This is a genomic window from Nonomuraea fuscirosea (assembly GCF_035917475.1).
Lineage (GTDB): Bacteria > Actinomycetota > Actinomycetes > Streptosporangiales > Streptosporangiaceae > Nonomuraea > Nonomuraea fuscirosea.
Genome location: NZ_CP109074.1, coordinates 5,088,267 through 5,106,782, shown reverse-complemented (window position 1 = coordinate 5,106,782; position 18,516 = coordinate 5,088,267). Strand labels below are relative to the sequence as shown.

Sequence of the window (18,516 nt, the reverse complement as noted above, 5' to 3'; positions counted from 1 at the left end):
CCGGTTCGTCGCGCGCCTGACCCGTGGCCCGTGCCGGTCCGCCTCGCCGTAGGGGGATGGGTGGCCTGTGCCGGACCCGCTCCCCCTATAGGGATGGGCGGGCTGTGGCGGAGACGGCCTGTACCGGGGCCCGTTCTGTGCGTTCGGGCCCCGTTCCGGGCTTGCGCGGTCAGCGGGTGAGGGCGGCGGCCGGATAGGTGTTCTGGAAGGCCAGCCGGTCGTCGGCCCGGCCGGCCACGGCGGTGAGCAGATCGTCCAGCTCCATGAACACCTGCCAGCCCGGCACCGCGCCGGCCAGCCGGTCGACCACGAGCTGCTCCAGCTCGGGCACCCGTTTGGCCTTCCAGACCTTGTCGGCCAGGCTGACCAGGTGGTCCTCGAACGTCGTGCCCGCCTCCGTCCAGGAGCCGTGCGTACGGGCGAACCGGGCCAGCCGCTCGGGCACGCCCCGGGCGAGCAGCAGCCGGTGCCCCGCCTTCTCATGGGCCGAGCCGGGCTCCGACAGCTCGCCCGGGTGCAGGCATTTGCCTATGTCGTGGGTGGCGGCGCCGTACAGGACGGCCTCGTGGTCCACGGGGACGGCGGGATGCTGGGCGCGCAGCCAGCCGAGCACGTCGAGGGCCGCGTCGTGAACGGCGCGCAGATGGGCGGCCAGGCGGGGCGGGGCGTCCAGCTCACACAGCAACTCCTCCGCCGCGCCTGGGAGGTGGGGCAGGGGCGGGTCGGTGAGAGCACGCCGCAGGGTCGTCACTGTCCCACGATAGGCGGCCCGGCCGGTCGGTATGCCGTCTACCCTGGGTCGGCCGCGACATGGGTCGGTTGGCGGAGGTGCTCTGCGTCAGCGAGCTCGGTCATAGACCATGGCGAGCTCGCCCATTTTGCCGGTTCGCTGGTGGGTGAGCGTCCAGGTCGAGGTCGGCAGGCCGTCGTCGAACAGTCGTCGCCCGCCGCCGGCGATCTCTGGGAAGATCATGAGATACAGCCGGTCGAGCAGGTCGGCAGCCAGGAGCGGTTGGATGATGCTCGCGCTGCTGTTGACCAGAATGTCGCCCGCGCCGGTGGCCTTGAGCTCGGTGACGACGTCGGCGGCGGGGGCGTTCACCACGCGGGTGCGTTCCCACGGGGCCTCGGTCAAGGTGGAGGAGAAGACCACCTTCTCCGTGTCGACCAGCCACTTGGCGTACCCCCGATCGCGCGGGTCGGCGTTCTCGTCCTCGGCGACCGACGGCCAGTAGCCCAGGAACCCCTCGGCGTTGATCCGGCCGAGCAGCGCCGTCGTGGCGTTCTCCCACATGAGGTTCATGTGGTCCCGCGCCACCTCGCTGGTCACATAGGGGGCGAACGCCGCGAAGTCGCCGGGCCCGCCAGGGCCGTGGTAACGCCCGTCGAGGGTGAGACTCAGGTTGGCGGTCACCTTGCGGGCGGTCGAGTTCGTCATTTCGGGCTCCTCGTACTGGTGTCGTGCTGGGCGTTCATGGTGTGGTCGGTGCGTTCGCGTTCGCTGCGTTCAGTGGTGCGTGGGTCTGCCGTGAGGATCGTCGCGAGCTTGTCGAGGCTCTGCCCGAAGCCGATCTCGATGCCGGCGACGAAGTCGGCGGAGTCGATCGTGCTGTCGGCGACCCGGAAGTGCACGTCGAGCTCCGAGCCCGTGTCGGTGGGCCGCAGGCCGAGGTCGAGGTGGGCGGTGAAGGCGGGGCCGCCGTCGGCGAGCAGCGGCGAGAGCCGGTAGGCCAGACGCTCGCCAGGGCGTACGTCCTCGACGAATCCCAGCGCACGCCCGGCGACCGGGTCGGAGCCCTCGGTGTCTTCGGCGTCGCGGTACTCGTGGACGATCCGGCCGCCGGGTCGCGCCTCGAAGACGAGTTCGGAGACGCGCAGGTCGTCCGGCGTCCACCAGCGGGCGAGCAGGGGCGCCTCGGTCAGATGCCGCCAGACCTCCTCGGGACCCGCCGTGAGCGACCGGTGGAAGCGGAAGGAACGGCCGTCGGCCCAGCCCGGCTCCGCGGCGGCGAGCCGCTCGGCCTGGAGGCTGAGCCCGTAGCGGTCATAGGTCTCGCGCGACCCGCCGGCCTGCTCCGCGGTCTCGGCCAGCCGGGTGAGCGCCGCCGCCAGCTCCCGCAGCGGCCCGGCCTGGAGCGCGTAGACACGGCGCTGCCCGGAGCGCTGGGAGGTGACGACCCCGGCCCGTTCGAGGGTCTGCAGGTGCTTGGTCGTCTGCGGCTGGCGCGCCTCGGCGAGCTGAGCCAGAACACCGACCGGCCGCGGCCGCTCAGCCAGCAGCCCCACAAGCCGCCAACGGGCCGGGTCGGCCAGTGCGGTGAGCAATGCGTCCATGGATGAAGTATTCTCTATGACGAATATTCGTGTCAAGGAATATCTTGGCGTGATCGGGCGCGATCTTCTATCCGACAGCCCGCCTGCCGGCGATGGAATCCATGAGGCCGAGGCACGCCCACCGCAAGGTCCGCCCACCGCACTGGCGGCGGGCGGCCCCTTGGCAGGTGGGTCTTGCGATGGGTGGGGGGTGAGCGGCTCGCGGTAGGCGGGTGGGGCTCGGGGCGGGCTGTGGCACAGTCGCTGTCATGTTCGCGGAGATCACGTACGCCACCAGACCCGGTTCCGAGCGGCCCAGCGAGGACCTGGTGATCGCCGGGCCCTCGTGGATCGTGGTGCTGGACGGGGCGACGGCGGCGGCCGGGGTGGACAGTGGGTGTGCGCACGATGTGGCCTGGCTGGTGGGGCGGCTCGGTGGCGCGCTGGCGGCCGCGCTGGCGGCCGATGACGGCGCGCCGCTGGCGGGCCTCCTGGAGGCGGCCATCGAGGGGACTCGGTCGGCTCATGGGGGCCGGTGCGACCTGGGCAACCCGGACTCGCCCTCGGCGACGGTGGCCATGGTGCGATGCCTGGGCTCCGGGCGGGTGGAGTACCTCGTCCTGGGGGATTCGCCGGTCGTGCTGTCCCTGGTGGGCGGCGGGGTGCGGGTGGTGAGCGACGACCGGCTCGAACGGCTGCCCGGCGGACGGCCGTACACGCTGGAGCTGGTGCGGCGCATGCGGAACGCTCCCGGCGGCTTCTGGGTGGCGGCCGCCCGTCCGGAGGCCGCGCGGGAGGCGATCACCGGCGCGGCGGACGGGGTGCGGGGAGCCGGGGTGTTCACCGACGGGGTGGCGCGGCTGGCCGACTGGTACGGCTGGAGCTGGCAGGCCGTCCTGAACAGGCTGGAGGAAGGCGGGCCAGGGGCTGTGATCGAGGACGTACGGGAGCTGGAGGTACGGCGGGGGCCGGTGTGGGGCAAGCGGCACGACGACGCCACCGCCGCCTGGGGCCGCGTGAGCCCGCCCTGAGCGCCTCGCACCCCGGTGTATCAGGTGGCCTCGCCGCCTGCTCTGGGGTTTGCGAGGGCGGACGGAGGGAGCTCACATGTTCGTCGGCAGAACGGAGGAGCTCGCCCTCCTGCGCGCGGAACTGCGCGCGACCGCCGCCGGGTCCGTCAGAAGAGTGGTGGTCGAAGGGCCGGAGGGCATCGGCAAGACCGCCCTCATCAACCACGCGCTCGACGGGGTGGCGGGCGCGCGGGTACTGATGGTCAGCGGCGAGGAGGACGAGCGGGAGCTCCCGCTGGGGATCGTCCGCCAACTCATCGCCGAGGCGACCCGGCTGAACACCGGGGCACCGGCCGGGACGGCGGCCCGGCTGGATCCCGGGGCGCCAGCGGAAGAGGCGGCGTCGGTCAGCGGTCGGGGATCGGCGGTGGCAGTCGGCACCGGACCGAGTGACACCCTGACACGCCCGGAGACGGGCGGGCCAGGTGTGTGCGCGGCCGGACTCGGTCCACGCGGTGTCGGAGTGGGTCTGTGTGGTGCCGGGGTGGGTGCACACATGGCTGGGGCGGGTCCGTGGGCTGCTGCTGGGCAGGTGGTGTGCGATCTTGTGGGGCGGCTGGCGGGGCAGGGGCTTCTGGTTCTGGTCGTCGATGACGCGCAGTGGGCTGACCAGCCCTCGTTGCGGGCGTTGGGGTACGCCCTGAGGCGGGTGCGGGCTGGGAAGGTCGTCGTCCTGGTGGTCTGTCGGGACCTGAGTGGCGCGTGGCTGCCTGAAGGGCTACGGCGGCTGCTCACCGGCGACGACGTGGTGCGTTTGACGCTGCGCGGCCTGAGCTCGGCCGATCTGATCGAAATTGCCTCAGGCCGGCCGCCGGTGGCCATCCCTGAGGACCTGATCGTGCCTAGTGGGCCGGACGCGACCATGCAGCTCCCTGGCGATCTGCCGGATCGTCAGGCCGCCGGCCACCAGCGTGGCGGTGCTCAGCGGGCGCGCAGGGTCCAGTCGAGCCACGAACGCACGGCCGCGCCGGCGGCAACAGCACAGTCGCGTGGCGGTGAGCGGGCCGTGCCACCAGGAACTGTGCACTCCGGTGGCGGCGAGCCAGCCGTGCCACCGGGGACAGCGAACGCGGGCGGCGGCGCTGTCGCTGGGCTGGCGGGGAGGGCGCAGCTGGGTTCTGGCAGGGCTGCTGCGTCAGGAGGGAAGGCGCGAGCTCCACAGCCGGGAGACGCGCCTGTCCCGGTGGGAACGGTCGGTGCGGGAGACGTGGACGGGGTGGGTTTGCGGGGGAGCGTGGCCGTGGGGGAGAGGGGAGCGGGCGAGGGAGTCGAACCGTGCGATGGAGGTGGGCGCGGCGCTGGGTTGGAGGAGGGGGCGGCGGTGCGGTTGTGGGAGCACACTCGCGGCAATCCGTTGCACGCCCGAGCGCTGCTGGAGGTCGTGCCACCGGCGGTGCTTCGCGATCCGTGGGCTCGGTTGCCGGCACCGGAGACGTACCGGCGGATCTTCGCCCGGCGACTGCGCTCCTGCGCGCCCGCGACCAGGCGGCTGGTGTCGGCGTGCGCGGTGCTGGGTGAGGAGTGTCCGCTGCATGTGGCGGTCACCGTCGCCAGGGAAGTCGGCAGGTCGCTCGACGCCTTGGAGGTAGATAAGCGACTTGACACCCTTGAGGGAGGCGAGCGGCTCGACGCCTGGGCAGTCGGTGAACCTTCGGCTGCCACGGGCGTGGGCGAGCGGTTCGAGGCTGCAGGGGTGGGCGAGTCGGTTGACGGCCTGGAGGGAAGCAGGCGGCTCGATCCTCTGGAGGTGGGCGGGCGATTCGGAGCCTTGGCGGTGGGCGAGCCGGTTGATTCGTCGGGGGCAGGCGGGCGGTTCGACGCTCTGGGGGTGCGGGAGTCGCTTGATGCCCTGGAGGAGGCCGTTGGGGCGGGGCTGTTGCGGGAGTCGCCCGGTCGGATGGTCGGGTTCGTCGAGCCGCTGGCGCGGGCGGCGGCGTACGACGGGATCGGGGCGGGCATGCGGGCGCGGCTGCATCTGGCCGCTTCGCGGGTGACCGAGGACACCGGGGCGGCCCTGAGGCATCGCGCCGCCGCGGCCGGCGGGCCGGACGAGCTGCTGGCCGAGGAGCTGGCCGGATACGCGGCCAAGGCGGCGCAGCACGGGCTGTGGCAGGAGGCCGCCGCCCACCTAGACCTGGCCGCCGGGCTCACCGAGTCGGCCGCGTGCCGCGACGAGTTGCGTACGGCCGTGCTGGAACACGTCCTCATCGGGGGCGACGTGCTCCGGGCGGCCGAGCTCGCCGCTGTGCGCAACGCCGACCCGCGCCCGGTACGCCGGTACGTGCTGGGCCGGCTCGCGCTGGCCGCCGGGCGCTTCGAGGAGGCGTCCGAGCTGCTGGCCGAGGCGTGGCGGCACGCGGAACCCGGTTTCGCCGCCGACGTGGCGGAGCAGCTGGCCTGGCTGCGGCTGGTCACGGGAGATCGCGGGGCGGCGGCGGACTGGGCCCGGCTGGCGATCGAGCAGCCCATCCAGGGCATGGCCGCCAGACCGTACGACGTGCTGGCGCTGGCAGAGCAACCCTGCGCCGGCGCGCCGCCCGGCAGCCTCGCCGCGGCCGTCACACTGCTGGCCCGCGACGAGCCCGGGCAGGCGCGCGCGATGCTCGGACGCGCCGCCGGCGCCGCCGCGCCGGCGCATCACCGGTTGCTGGCCACCACGCTGCTCGCCGTCGCCGAACACGCCTGCACTCGGTGGGACAAGGCGGCGGCCCACGCCGAGTACGCCTTCGCGCAGGCGGCGGCACTCGGGCAGCGGTGGTTGCTGCCGTCCCTGGAAGCGGCCTGCGTGGCGCCACTGGCGGCGCTGGGCGAGCACGTACGGGCACTGACCCACGCCACGGAGGCCGCGGCCACCGCCCGGAGGCTGGGACACGTGATGGGCGAGCGGCAGGCCGCCCTGGCCCTGGCGCTCCTGACCCCCGGCGAAACACCACCCGCAGCCCACCTTCCACCGGCTCCCTCCACAGCATCCGGGATGTACGGGGTGCCGGGAGCCGGTGGCGATCGAGAACTGGGCGGAGGGCCGGACGTGTTCGTGCCGGACGCGCGGCCCGCCCGGATCGAGGCACTGGTCGCGGACGGGCGGCTGGAGGAGGCGGAGCGGGCGCTGGCCGCGTTCGACAGGGAAGGGACGCGGTACGACGGCGACCGGGCGTGGCAGAGCGGGGAAGAGGGTCGGCAGGGTGGTGAAGGGGTGCGGTGTGACGGTGAAGAGGTGTGGCGGGGGAGTGAGGAGGCGCGGCGGGGTGATGCCAGGAGGAGGGCTGAGCGGGCTCGGCTCCGTGGGTTGCTGCTGGCGGGGAGGAATGCGCCGGCCCAGGCGGAGGAGGCGTTCGTACGGGCGCTCTCGCTGGTGGAGGCGGGAGTGTGTCCGCTGGAGGAGGCACGCGTGCTGCTGGACCTGGGCAGGCTGTTGCGCAGGACCGGGCGGCGGAAGGTGGCGGCCGAGCGGCTGGGAGCGGCGCGGGCGATCTTCGAGCGGCTGGGCGCCCGGCCCCTGGCGGAGCGGTGTGGCAAGGAGCTGGAGGCGTGCGGGATGGAGCCGCCCGCCACGGCCCGGCTCGGCCTCACCCCGCAGGAGCTGAGCACCGCCACGCTGGTGGCCGGCGGGCTGACGAACCGGCAGATCGCCAGGGAGTTGCTCATCAGCGTCAAGACCGTCGAGTACCACATCGGCAAGATCTACACCAAGCTCGGGATCAGCTCCCGGGTGGCGCTCGCCGCGAAGCTGGCGGTCTGAGCCGGCCCGAGACAGGCCCGGCCCGCACGAGGACGGGGATGAGACCGGGCGCGGGACGAGGACCGCGTCGGGAGCGCGTCGGGAGCGCGTCGGGACCGGCCCCGGTGGGTGATGGGAGAGTTACGCAGAGGGAGGTGACATCGCGGATCCGGATCGGCCACCCGGCCGATGCCTTGATCGGAACCGCATGATCATGAAAGAATTCTTTGACAGGTGTATATCCGGATGTTGGGGGTCGTGGCCCATGATCCGCGAGCCGATCGAGCGGCCTTAGGATGCCGGACGAGCTGGACGAGGCGTTCGAGCTCGGAAAGACATGCGCAACGGCCGCCGAATGCGGCAGGGACCTGCAGCGATGCGCGCAGATGTACACCGGGCTGTTCCCGCAGGCCGTCTTCGGCACGGAGTTCTTCCACGGCCTGACCCTGGCCAGCGCGTTCGGCTCGCCCTGGGCCGGCGCGGGCCGGCTGCGGGTGGTCAACCGGGCCGCCCTGTGGGTGCTGGCCGTGGACCGGCACGTCGAGTACACCGCGACCACCCGCGCGCAGGTCGATCGCATGAGCCGAGAATGCCTGTCCGTCGCCGAGGGGGCCGTGCCGCGCACGGCCCTCACGCGTTTCCTGGCCGACCTGCGCGACGAGATGGCCACGGCGGGGGAGTTCGAGCGCCTGCAGCGGGTCTGGCGCGACCAGCTCGCCGACATGCTGGTGGCGATGACGACGGCCTGGGAGTGGCGGGAGCGGCGCGCCGTCCCGACGCTCGCCCGCTACGTCGACAACGCCGACTGCAGGGGCTCCAGCTTTGTCGATCTGTCGCACTGGATCTACGTGGCCGACGACTGGTCCAAGGCGCATCTGGACGATCTGCGTGCCGCGAGCAGGCAGGTGCAGCGCTACCTGCACCTGCTCGGCGACGTCGTCTCCTACCGCAGGGACATGAGCTGGGGCGATATCAACGTGCTGGCGCTCGGTGTGGAGCGTACGGAGGTGATGGACGCGATGACGGAGCTGGCCGGCGAGGCGCGTGAGCTCATCGAACGGCTCCGCCCGCACAGCCCGAGGACCGCCTCCTACCTGCGCAGACAGATCGGATTCAGCGCGGGTTACACCGGAGTTTCGGGCTTTCGGCGGGTGCCGTAACGGCCTCGTCTGAATCCATGACAGACAAACTTGACTCTTACTCTGTTAAGGCCCCGAATAACGGGGCGCTGGACGACAAACCGTGACATTTTGTTTCTTGTAAAAGATTGCGGCTTGAGTGGAAAATGTGGCGTTGCTAGGGTGTCTCGATGCCAGGCATGTGGATCAGCCTTCTCAACGCGCCTTGACAGGTACCACTGACCACGGCACCTCAGGGGCGGGGTTGCGCATGCGCGGGATAGGTACGGGCGGTGCTGGATGGAAGTCGGTCGCACAGACCGTTGGCGGCTGCCGACAGCGATCAAGATTCTGATCGCGGGCGGCTTCGGCGCGGGCAAGACCACGATGGTCGGCGCCGTGTCCGAAACGCGGCCTCTGCGAACAGAGGAGGCCCTGACCCAGGTCGGAACGCACATCGACGATTTATCAGGAGTCGAACGCAAGCTCACCACCACCGTGGCCATGGACTTCGGCCGCATCACGATGGCCAACGACTACATGCTCTACCTGTTCGGCACCCCGGGGCAGGAGCGGTTCTGGTTCGTGTGGGACGAGCTGGCCATGGGGGCGCTGGGCGCCGTCGTGCTGGCCGACACCCGGCGCCTGGACGACTGCTTCCCGGCCGTCGACTACTTCGAGAAGCGCGGCCAGCCGTTCATCGTGGCGCTCAACTGCTTCGACGGCACCAGCCCCTTCACGGTCGGCGAGGTGCGCTCGGCGATCGGCCTGGAGCCGGACATCCCCATCGTGCGCTGCGACGCGCGCCGCAAGGACTCCGGCAGGGAGGTGCTCATCACCCTGGTCGAGCACGCGATGCGCAGAGGAGTCAGTCCCGTCGGGACCATGTCGTGACCATGACCGGCTACCTTTGACCGATGGAGGAGATCGACCGCCGGATCGTCACGCTGCTGGCCCGCGACGGCCGCATGAGCTTCACCGACCTGGCCAGGGAGACCGGGCTCTCGGTCTCAGCGGTTCACCAGCGCGTACGCCGGCTGGAGAAGCGGGGAGTGGTCCGCGGATACGCCGCGATCGTCGACCACGACGCGGTGGGGCTGCCGCTGACCGCCTTCGTGTCGATCAAGCCGATCGACCCGGCCGCGCCCGACGACGCCCCCGAGCGGCTGGCCCACCTGGCCGCCATCGAGGCGTGCCACAGCGTGGCCGGCGACGAGAGCTACATCCTCAAGGTGCGGGTGGCCTCGCCGGTGGCGCTGGAGGACCTGCTGCAGCAGATCCGCGCCTCGGCCAACGTCTCGACCCGCACCACGGTCGTGCTGAGCACCCCGTACGAGCACCGCGCCCCCGCCGTCGCCGGCGAACCCGCGCCCGCCCCCGAGGGCCAGGCCTGAGCGGCAACCGCTCAGCCCCCGATCCCCGCCACGCCGAACACCTCGTCGCGTACGGCGGCCAGAGCCAGCTCCAGGGCTCCGGCCAGCACCGGGTTGCCCTCGACGCTGGACAGGCGGACCTTGGGGCGGGGGATGGTGAGCGCGTGCAGCTCCTGCTCGACCAGCTCGCGCAGCGGCTCGCCGCCGGGCAGCACGACGCCCCCGGTCAGCACGATCAGCTCGGGGTCGACGACCGAGGTGATCGCCGCCAGGCCCACGGCCAGGCGGGCGGCGACGTCGCGCAGCCCCGCCCTGGCGTCCTCGGCCTTCTGCCCGGTGCCCGCGGCCGCCCGTACGGCACTCGCGACGGCCTGACGGAAGTCGCCGCCGCGCACGCCGTACGAGCGCAGCAGCTTCAGCACGGCGGGCCCGCCGCTCAGCGCCTGGAAGCCGTGGTTGGCGTAGCGGCCGGACTCGCGCGCCGTCGGCGCGCCGGGGATCGGCATGTAGCCCACCTCGCCGGCCCCGCCCGTGGCGCCCCTGTGCATCTGGCCGTCCAGCACGACGGCGCAGCCGATGCCGCTGTCGGCCCACAGCAGCACGAAGTCGCGGTGGCCGCGGGCCGCGCCGTGCGCGCGCTCGGCCGCCGCGACCAGGTTGACGTCGTTCTCCACGGCCACGGGCACGCCGAGGCCGGCGCTGAGCGCGGGCACCAGGCCGGGCAGCTGCCAGCCCGGCACGTCCTCGGCGGCGGCGTACCCGAGCCTGCCGGTGGAGGGGTCGACGGCGGCCTGCACGCCGATCACCACCCGGCTCAGCGGGCCGGGCGCGTCGGTGCCGCGCAGCGCGGCCTGCAGCCGCTCGACCAGGTCGCCGCGCGGGCGGCCCGGGGTGGGCAGCACGTGCTCGCCGACCACCGTGCCGGTCAGGTCGGCCACCGTGGCCTCGATCCGCCCCGGGGTGACGTCGAGCGCGCCCACGTACGCCGCCGCGGGGTTGATCCGGTAGACCTCGGCCGTACGGCCGGGCAGGCCCTCCCTGACGCCGTCCAGCACGACCAGGCCCGCCCGCTGGAGGCGGAGCAGGAGCTGGGAGGCGGTGGGCTTGGACAGCCCCGTCAGCGCGCCGATCTCGGGACGGGTCAGGGGGCCCCGCTCGATGAGGGCGCGCAGGGCGGCGCGATCATTGATGGCGCGTAGCAGACTGGGAGTCCCCGGGACCGGGCCGCTCACGGCATGTCTCCTTCATCGTTGTTAGGAAACTTTCCTAACTAAGTGACGATAGGAAGAGCCGTGGGCGCGGGTCAAGGGGCGCGACCAAGACGTGACCAGGGCTGAGGAAAGCTTCGGCAAGCCCGGGGAAGGTCAGGAAGGGGGAAAGCGATGAGAGTGCCTCGACAGGCATGCTAATGTCGTCGTTTGTCGTAACAACAAGCAGAATGGCCCGGAGTGTCCCATTAACCACATTAACGGTCAGGCGGCAACTCGTCAAACCGAGCTCGCCAGGGAGCAGGCGTACGTCACCACCCTGTACGACCGCCTCGACACCCTGCGTGAGCGTACCCAGCGGCAGCTCAAAGAAGTGCTCGCCGCCGGCGCCGTCGGCACGATGCAGAACATGTCCGAGCGCGACGCGTTCGCCGAGATGCACGCCACCCGCCTGGCCCGGCTCTGGGCCGTCGAGCGCGGCCTGGTCTTCGGCCGGCTCGATCACACGGACGAGGGCCGGCTGTACATCGGCAAGCTCGGCCTGACCGACGACGAGCAGCACCGCCTGCTCATCGACTGGCGGGCCCCCGTGGCGCAGCCGTTCTACCGCGCCACCCCGTCCGCGCCCATGGGCGTGACCAGGCGCCGGCACCTGCAGACCAAGGGCCGCGACGTCGTCGGCGTGGACGACGACCTGCTCGACCTCGACTCGCTCACCGACGACGACCGCGCCACGCTCAACGGCGAGGCCGCGCTGCTGGCCGCGCTCGACGAGCGGCGCACCGGCCGCATGCGCGACATCGTCGCCACCATCCAGTCCGAGCAGGACCGCGTCATCCGCAGCGACCTCAACGGCGTGCTCGTGGTCCAGGGCGGCCCCGGCACCGGCAAGACCGTCGTGGCCCTGCACCGGGCCGCCTACCTCCTCTACACCCACCGCCAGCGGCTCGAACGCCGCGGCGTGCTCATCCTCGGCCCCAACCTGACCTTCCTGCGCTACATCGAGCAGGTCCTGCCCTCGCTCGGCGAGACCGACGTGCTGCTGTCCACCGTCGGCGAGCTCTACCCGGGCGTGACGGCCACCGCCAGGGAACGGCCCGAGGTGGCCGCGCTCAAGGGCGACCCGCGGATGGCCGACGTGATCGCCAAGGCGGTGCGCGACCGGCAGAAGATCCCCCGCCAGCCCATCGAGGTCACCCTCGGCCGGATCACGCTCACCATCGACCGGCCCATGCTGGAGGCGGCCAGGAACAAGGCCACCCGCTCGCGCCGCCCGCACAACCAGGCCCGCGCCGTCTTCGTCCGCTCGCTGCTGAACGCCCTGGCCAGGCAGCAGGCCCGCAAGATCGGCAAGGGGCTCATCGACGAGGAGGAGCTCGCCGACCTGCGCGAGGAGCTGCGTACCGAGCCGGTGATCAAGTCCGCGCTCAACCGGCTCTGGCCGTACCTGACGCCGCAGCGTCTCCTGCTCGGCCTGTACGGCTCCCCCGACCGCCTCGGCGCCGCCGGCTCCGCCCTGACCCCGGAGGAACGCCGGCTCCTGCGCCGCGAAGGCTCGCGCGCGGGGGAGTGGACCGAGTCCGACGTCCCCCTGCTCGACGAGGCCGCGGAGCTGCTCGGCGAGATCGACGAGCACGTGCTGCGCGCCAGCGCGATGCAGGCCGAGGAGGAGCTGGCCGCCGCCCGGCAGGCCGAGGAGAGCGAGCGCGAGGCCGAGATCGCCTACGCCCGCGAGGTCCTGGAGCTGACGGGTCTGTCGGACGTCGTGGAGGCCGAACGGCTGGCCGAGCGCCAGCGCGGCGACGGCCCCTACCTCACCACCGCCGAACGCGCCGCCGCCGACCGCACCTGGGCCTACGGCCACGTGATCGTGGACGAGGCGCAGGAGCTGTCGCCGATGGCGTGGCGGGCCGTCATGCGCCGCTGCCCGACCCGGTCGATGACGATCGTCGGCGACATCGCCCAGACCGGCTCGGCCGCCGGGGCCCGCTCGTGGGAGGAGGTGCTCGACCCGTACGTGGCCGGGCGCTGGCGCCAGGAGCGGCTGAGCGTCAATTACCGTACCCCGGTCGAGCTGATGGCCGTGGCCGCCCGCGTCCTGGCCACCATCGACCCCGCCCTGCGCGCCCCCGACTCCGTGCGCGAGGTGGACGCGCGGCCCTGGGCCGCGCCGCTGACCGCGCTGCCCGCCCTGGTCAAGGCGGAGACGGACGAGGGCGGCAAGGTCGCCGTGGTCGTGCCCGACGCGCTGCTGGCCACCCTCGGCGAGCAGGTCGCCGCGGCCGTGCCCGGCACCGTCGTCGTCTCGCCCGGCGCCGCGCGGGCCAAGGGTGCCGAGGCCCTGGACGCGCCCGTCGCGGTCATGAGCGTGACCGACGCCAAGGGGCTGGAGTTCGACTCCGTCGTCGTGGCCGAACCCGATCTCATCGCCGCCCAGTCGCCACGCGGTCCCAGCGACCTGTATGTTGCTCTCACGCGTGCGACACAGCGGCTCGGGGTCGTCCACGAGCGGCCGCTGTCGCCCGCGCTGCGGGACTTGCCAAGCCGCTCCCCGGTGCCCGCTAATGGGCTTTGACCGGCTTTACGGCCACCGGCCGAACATGTCCTACCTGCGAAAACTTGATGTTTCTGCTGATCGGGACACGGTTGACATCTGAGGTGGAGTCGGTAGTTTGCTGCGCAGTCCAGCACGGGACTTGGCCGGTTGGCCGTCTCTGACATCGCCGGATCCTGCGTCCGTGACGGAGTGTGACTTCGTCCACACAGCCAGGTGCAGGGCCGTCGGTCCGTCGAGTCGGGGCACCCCAACCGGGCGGGGGGTTGGACCCGGGACGGGTCCGGGAGCCCAGTAGACAACGGAATTCCGAGCTCGCCGCCGACGAGACGGGTCCGGTCCGAAGGGTTTCCGGGCCCTCTTCCCGCTCTCGTGCGCCGGACCGACATCGCGCCGGGTGATCCCGTTCAGCCACGGGATCACCCCGCCGCTCCGCTTCCGCCCTCAGCCGATAATCCGATCACCCGTGGCGCGCCGGACCTGAGCGCGGCCGCGGGGCGGTAGCGTTTTCGCCAGCAGGCATGATGAGCAGGCTTCGCGAGCAGGCTTCGTGACACGGCGAGGAGACCCCGGAGTGGTTCAGGAGACAACGAGCCCACCGCCCGCGGCCGGGCACGCCTCCGATGGGGCGGCCCGGCCGTGGGCGCGATGGGTGCTGCCGGTCCGGATCGCCGCGGCCGCCATCGGCGGCCTGGCCCTCTTCGCGGCCTTCCCGCCGCTCGGCTGGTGGCCGTGCGCCCCCCTGGGCATCGCCCTCGTCATCGGCTCCCTGTACGGCACCCGCGCCAGGCGGGCGGCCTGGCTCGGCTACCTGGCCGCCGCCGTGTTCCTGCTGCCCGCCCTCGCCTGGGTGCGCACCATCGGCGACGACGTGTGGTTCATGCTGGTCGCCACCGAGTGTCTCTTCTACGCCGCCATGGCCGCCCTGGCCGCGCCCGTGTTCCGGTTGCGGGGCTGGCCGCTGTGGTTCGCCGGCCTGTGGGTGCTGATGGAGTGGGCGCGCAGCCTGGTGCCCATCGGCGGATTCCCCTGGGCCAGGGTCGCCTTCAGCCAGGGCGAGACGCCGTACACGCCCTATGCCGCGCTCGGCGGCGTGCCGCTGGTGTCGTTCGCCGTCACGCTGAGCGCCGGCCTGCTGGCGCAGGCCGTGCTGACCCGCCGAGCCGCCCTGCCGTCCGTGTTCAGCCGCCTGGCCGCCTCGTCGTCCGCGCGGGCCGCCGTGCTCGGCAGGGCCCTTCCTGTGGCGCTGGCGCTGCTCGTCCCCGCGCTCACGTTCGCCCTGCCCAGGCCGGGTGACGAGGGCCGCACCGTCAACGTCGGCATCGTCCAGGGCAACGTCCCCGGCCGGGGCATGTACGCGCTCGGCGACGAGCCCGCCGTCGTGCTGCGCAACCACGCCGGTGAGACCAAGCGGCTGGCTCAGGCCGTACGCGACGGCAAACTGCCCAAGCCCGACATCGTCGTCCTGCCGGAAAACTCCACCGACATCGACCCCTACCGCGACGAATACGCCCGCCAGATCATCCAGGACGCCGTCTCCGACGTCGGCGTGCCCACGCTCGTCGGAGCCGTCGTCGCGATCGGCAGCGACGAACGCGCCACCCGCAGCCTGGTCTGGGACCCGGTGACCGGGGCCGGCGACTACTACGACAAGCAGGACCTGGTGCCGTTCGGCGAATACACGCCGTTCAAGGACCTGGTGCTGGCGCTGTGGGAGCGGGCCGGCCTGGTCGGCAGGCAGTCGGTGCCCGGCGACAAACCGGGCGACCTGAAGATGGGGCCGGTCACGGTCGGCGCGGTCAACTGCTACGAAGTGGCCTACGACGGCACCGTCCGCGAGACCGTCCGCGCCGGCGGCACCCCGATCGTCGTGCAGACCAACAACGCCAGCTACGCCGAGTCCAATCTGCCGCCGCAGCAGCTGGCCATGTCGCAACTGCGCGCCGTCGAGCACAACCGGGCCGTCGTCACCGCCGCCACCACGGGGATCTCGGCATACGTGACACCTGACGGTAAGGTCTCCTGGCAGACTCGCGAACTTGTCCCTGACATGAACGTGGTCAAGGTGCCCGTGCGGACGCAGGAAACGATCGCCACCAAGGTGGGCGGCCTGCCCGAGTGGGCACTGATGGTGATGGGAGCGGCGGCGGCCGGAGTCGCCGTGTGGCGTGGCAGGCGGCGAGGCGATCGGATGAGGAACGACGGATGATGGAGACTCTCGGCCGGGTGCTCGTCGTCGTGCCGACCTACAACGAGCGCGACAACCTGCCGGCGATCGTCGAACGGGTGCGCGCCGCCGTGCCCGGCGCCCACGTGCTCGTGGCCGACGACAACAGCCCCGACGGCACCGGCGAGGTCGCCGACGGGCTGGCCGACGCGGACGAGCAGGTGCACGTCCTGCACCGGCCGGGCAAGCAGGGCCTCGGGGCCGCCTACATCGCCGGGTTCCGCTGGGGGCTGCAGGAGGGCTACGACGTCCTGGTCGAGATGGACGCCGACGGCTCCCACCAGCCCGAGGAGCTGCCCAAACTGCTGGAGGCGCTGGCCGACGGCGCCGACCTGGCCATCGGCTCGCGCTACGTGCCCGGCGGCAAGGTGGTCAACTGGCCGCAGCGGCGCGAGCTGCTGTCCAAAGGGGCCAACATCTACACCCGCGTCATGCTCGGCCTGCCCGTACGCGACGCGACCGCAGGCTTCCGCGCCTACCGGGCCGCCACGCTGGAGAAGGTGGGGCTGTCCGGGGTGGAGTCACAGGGCTACTGCTTCCAGGTCGACCTGACCCTGCGCACCTCCCGGCACGGGCTGCGGGTGGTGGAGGTGCCCATCACGTTCGTGGAGCGGACGGTGGGCAAGAGCAAGATGAACGGCAAGGTCATGTCCGAGGCGCTGTGGCGGATCGGGCTGTGGGGCGTCACCGGGCTCCCCAAGCGCCTCAGGGGCAACCCCAGATCCTGAGCCGGCCCGACAGCTTGACGGCCCGGCACGCGCCGGACCACGGCGGCTGAGCGCGAGGACGTCAGGGGCGGGTCCGGGTTGTCCCTGATTCGCCGGCCACATCGGAACGCTCAGCGGGTTCCGGGCGTTGTGTCTGCTGTAAGGCGCGCGTGTGCGGAATCGAGGAAACGATGCGGCTGCTGCTCTTCCTGGCCTTCCTGGTCGTCCCGGTCCTGGAGATCTGGCTGCTGATCCAGATCGGGTCGGTGATCGGCGGGCCCGCCACCATCGCCCTGCTCATCGCCGACAGCCTCCTCGGCGCCTGGCTGGTCCGCCGCGAGGGACGCCGGGCCTGGCGGGTGTTGCAGGATGCGATCAAGTCCGGCCGCATGCCCGACCGCGAGCTGGCCGACGGCGGCATCATCCTGGTGGGCGGCACGCTGCTGCTGACGCCGGGGTTCTTCCTCGACGTGTTCGGCTTCCTGTGCCTGATCCCGTTCACCCGGCCGATGATGCGCCGCCTGGGCGCGTACTTCTTCGAGCGCCGGATCAAGAAGATGGCGGCCTCCTCGCCGTACGCGGGCCTCTTCGCGCCGTCCGCCGGATTCCCCGGGCAGGACGCGGGCCCGTACGCGGACGAGGGCAGGGACGCGCAGGCCGGTGCGCCGCAGGGCGGCCGGGTGGTGCACGGCGAGGTGATCCGCGAGGACCGCGACTCCGCGTCCTGAGGGGCCTGCGGGCCCGTATGATCATCGCGTGCGTTCACGGGGTCCCTTATCGATCGTGCTCGTGATCATCCTGACGGCAGGGTGCGGGGGGCAGGCGGCTCCGCCATCCGCCGAGGCGGTGGCCCGGCAGGCCGAGGACTCGGCGGGAGTGCGGATCGCCAAGCTGGTCCGCCTGGATTACGGTCCGGCGATGCCTGCTCCTCCGGCGGAGGACGACCTCGTCGTGCCGGTCGACATCGGCGAATACGACGAGAGCCGGACCACCGGGGTCATGCGGCTCGGCGCGGACGCCTCCGACCTGACCACGACCTTTCACCGGACCAACGTTCCCGGCGAGGTGAAACTCGTCCCGGACGATCTCTCGTCGATGACGACCAGGGCCATCTCGATCGACGGCTCCGGTACCTACGAGCATCGGGCCGATCGGAGGGACGTTCCGGCCGGCAAGACCTGGCTGCACCACAGCGGCAGCGGTTGCGGAACGCTGGAGCGCGCCGTCGGATCACTCGACCTGCGGGCGATCCTGTCGCCCGAGGTGCTGCGGAAGCTCACGGCCCCCGCTCCCTCTCCCGGAGAGGTCATCGACGGGGTCGCCACCGTCGTGCACGCGGGGAGCGCCGCGCGGAGCGATTTCGGCGGGCACGCCCCGGGCGTCGACCCCGCCACCCTCGAGGTGCTGCGCGAGCGGTTCCGCTCGGTGGAGGTCTCATGGCGGTTGTGGGCCGGGCCGGACGGGCTTCCCCGCCGGCTCCGCCTTGAGGAGGCCATACCGGCGGCCGAGGAGGGCGAGCCCAGGACCTCCGTGACCGAGATCGACTTCACCGGCTGGGGAAGTGACGTCGCCATCGTGGCCCCGCCGGGGGAGCAGGTGCACGAGACCGGCAGTTGCCTCGCCGCGGAACCCCGGTGACCTCCCGTCATGCCCCGTCCGCTCCCATAGGGAGGGAGCCGGGTTTTCCGGGCAAGACAAAACCCCCGGGCGGTCGGCCCGGGGGTTTCACCGTGAGAGTAGGTCAGGCGCTCTTGCGACGCTGCGCCCGCAGCACAGCAAGCCGCTCGTTGAGCACCTCTTCAAGATCCTCGATGGACCGCCGCTCCAGGAGCATGTCCCAGTGTGTCCGCGGGGGCTTGGTCTTCTTGGACTCCGGCTGCTCGCCGTCCATGCGGACCGCGGTCGCGCCGCACATGCGGCATTCCCAAGTCGCGGGAATCTCGGCCTCTGCGGCAAGCGGAACCTCGAAATGATGGCCCTTCGGACAGGTGTAGGACACCTCCTGGCGCGGGGCCAGATCCGTGTTACGGTCGTTCTCGTAGCTGGTTGCCCCGAGCCGGGTGCCACGAAGTGCGCGCTCGCCCATGTCTAAATGCCTCCTACAGGGCCCCCTTGCGTGGGGGGGTCTGTCTCCCACGGTGTCTAACGCTTGGTACCGTGATGGGATTCCCACCCGCGGGGTGATCCAATCGCGCTTGGCGCCTCGGTTCTTCACATGATCGTCGATC

At 72.0% G+C, this 18,516-nt stretch carries 15 protein-coding genes and 1 pseudogene; 11 read left to right on the top strand and 5 right to left on the bottom strand.

The window, feature by feature from the left end:
• Positions 1 to 169 precede the first annotated feature (169 nt).
• The 3 genes from OIE67_RS23460 to OIE67_RS23450 all read right to left on the bottom strand — a co-directional run bounded on the left by OIE67_RS23460 (position 170) and on the right by OIE67_RS23450 (position 2,334).
• A complete protein-coding gene (locus OIE67_RS23460) occupies positions 170 to 751 on the bottom strand; it encodes an HD domain-containing protein (protein ID WP_326643762.1) in 582 nt (193 codons plus the stop codon).
• Positions 752 to 838: 87 nt separating this feature from the next.
• Positions 839 to 1,438 (bottom strand): dihydrofolate reductase family protein, encoded by a 600-nt coding sequence (locus OIE67_RS23455; RefSeq protein WP_326643760.1) that lies wholly within the window; start codon positions 1,436 to 1,438, stop codon positions 839 to 841.
• On the bottom strand, positions 1,435 to 2,334 hold the full coding sequence (locus OIE67_RS23450; protein WP_326643758.1) for a metalloregulator ArsR/SmtB family transcription factor: 900 nt from the start codon (positions 2,332 to 2,334) through the stop codon (positions 1,435 to 1,437). The genes OIE67_RS23455 and OIE67_RS23450 overlap by 4 nt, the downstream gene beginning before the upstream one ends.
• Positions 2,335 to 2,582: 248 nt before the next feature.
• On the opposite strand from OIE67_RS23450, the gene OIE67_RS23445 reads away from it, so the two are divergent.
• The 6 genes and pseudogenes from OIE67_RS23445 to OIE67_RS23425 all read left to right on the top strand — a co-directional run bounded on the left by OIE67_RS23445 (position 2,583) and on the right by OIE67_RS23425 (position 9,613).
• The gene (locus OIE67_RS23445) at positions 2,583 to 3,344 is read left to right on the top strand and encodes a protein phosphatase 2C domain-containing protein (protein WP_326643756.1); all 762 of its coding nucleotides are present in this window, start codon (positions 2,583 to 2,585) and stop codon (positions 3,342 to 3,344) included.
• 76 nt (positions 3,345 to 3,420) lie between these two features.
• A pseudogene (locus OIE67_RS55530) lies at positions 3,421 to 4,044 on the top strand (ATP-binding protein); the annotation flags it as partial.
• Positions 4,045 to 4,704: 660 nt separating this feature from the next.
• The gene (locus OIE67_RS23440) at positions 4,705 to 7,122 is read left to right on the top strand and encodes a helix-turn-helix transcriptional regulator (protein ID WP_326643755.1); all 2,418 of its coding nucleotides are present in this window, start codon (positions 4,705 to 4,707) and stop codon (positions 7,120 to 7,122) included.
• Between the two features lie 275 nt (positions 7,123 to 7,397).
• Positions 7,398 to 8,261, top strand: coding sequence for a terpene synthase family protein (locus tag OIE67_RS23435; RefSeq protein ID WP_326643754.1), 864 nt, complete (start codon positions 7,398 to 7,400; stop codon positions 8,259 to 8,261).
• Positions 8,262 to 8,519: 258 nt separating this feature from the next.
• The gene (locus OIE67_RS23430) at positions 8,520 to 9,113 is read left to right on the top strand and encodes a GTP-binding protein (RefSeq protein WP_106237656.1); all 594 of its coding nucleotides are present in this window, start codon (positions 8,520 to 8,522) and stop codon (positions 9,111 to 9,113) included.
• Between the two features lie 23 nt (positions 9,114 to 9,136).
• A complete protein-coding gene (locus OIE67_RS23425; protein WP_106237658.1) occupies positions 9,137 to 9,613 on the top strand; it encodes an Lrp/AsnC family transcriptional regulator in 477 nt (158 codons plus the stop codon).
• A gap of 11 nt (positions 9,614 to 9,624) precedes the next feature.
• On the opposite strand, the gene OIE67_RS23420 is transcribed toward OIE67_RS23425, so the two are convergent.
• A complete protein-coding gene (locus tag OIE67_RS23420) occupies positions 9,625 to 10,824 on the bottom strand; it encodes an ROK family transcriptional regulator (RefSeq protein ID WP_326643751.1) in 1,200 nt (399 codons plus the stop codon).
• Positions 10,825 to 11,209: 385 nt separating this feature from the next.
• Between OIE67_RS23420 and OIE67_RS23415 the strand changes: the two genes are divergently transcribed.
• The 5 genes from OIE67_RS23415 to OIE67_RS23395 all read left to right on the top strand — a co-directional run bounded on the left by OIE67_RS23415 (position 11,210) and on the right by OIE67_RS23395 (position 17,926).
• Positions 11,210 to 13,375: a HelD family protein gene (locus OIE67_RS23415; protein ID WP_326643749.1), complete on the top strand. Its 2,166-nt coding sequence runs from the start codon at positions 11,210 to 11,212 to the stop codon at positions 13,373 to 13,375.
• 553 nt (positions 13,376 to 13,928) lie between these two features.
• A complete protein-coding gene (lnt, locus tag OIE67_RS23410; RefSeq protein WP_326643747.1) occupies positions 13,929 to 15,563 on the top strand; it encodes an apolipoprotein N-acyltransferase in 1,635 nt (544 codons plus the stop codon).
• Positions 15,560 to 16,309 (top strand): polyprenol monophosphomannose synthase, encoded by a 750-nt coding sequence (locus OIE67_RS23405; RefSeq protein ID WP_106237666.1) that lies wholly within the window; start codon positions 15,560 to 15,562, stop codon positions 16,307 to 16,309. The genes lnt and OIE67_RS23405 overlap by 4 nt, the downstream gene beginning before the upstream one ends.
• 170 nt (positions 16,310 to 16,479) lie before the next feature.
• Positions 16,480 to 17,016, top strand: coding sequence for an FxsA family protein (locus tag OIE67_RS23400; protein WP_326643744.1), 537 nt, complete (start codon positions 16,480 to 16,482; stop codon positions 17,014 to 17,016).
• A gap of 28 nt (positions 17,017 to 17,044) precedes the next feature.
• Positions 17,045 to 17,926, top strand: a complete 882-nt coding sequence (locus OIE67_RS23395) for a hypothetical protein (RefSeq protein ID WP_326643742.1) — start codon at positions 17,045 to 17,047, stop codon at positions 17,924 to 17,926.
• 103 nt (positions 17,927 to 18,029) lie between these two features.
• On the opposite strand, the gene OIE67_RS23390 is transcribed toward OIE67_RS23395, so the two are convergent.
• Positions 18,030 to 18,374 (bottom strand): RNA polymerase-binding protein RbpA, encoded by a 345-nt coding sequence (locus tag OIE67_RS23390; RefSeq protein WP_106237674.1) that lies wholly within the window; start codon positions 18,372 to 18,374, stop codon positions 18,030 to 18,032.
• Positions 18,375 to 18,516: the final 142 nt, after the last annotated feature.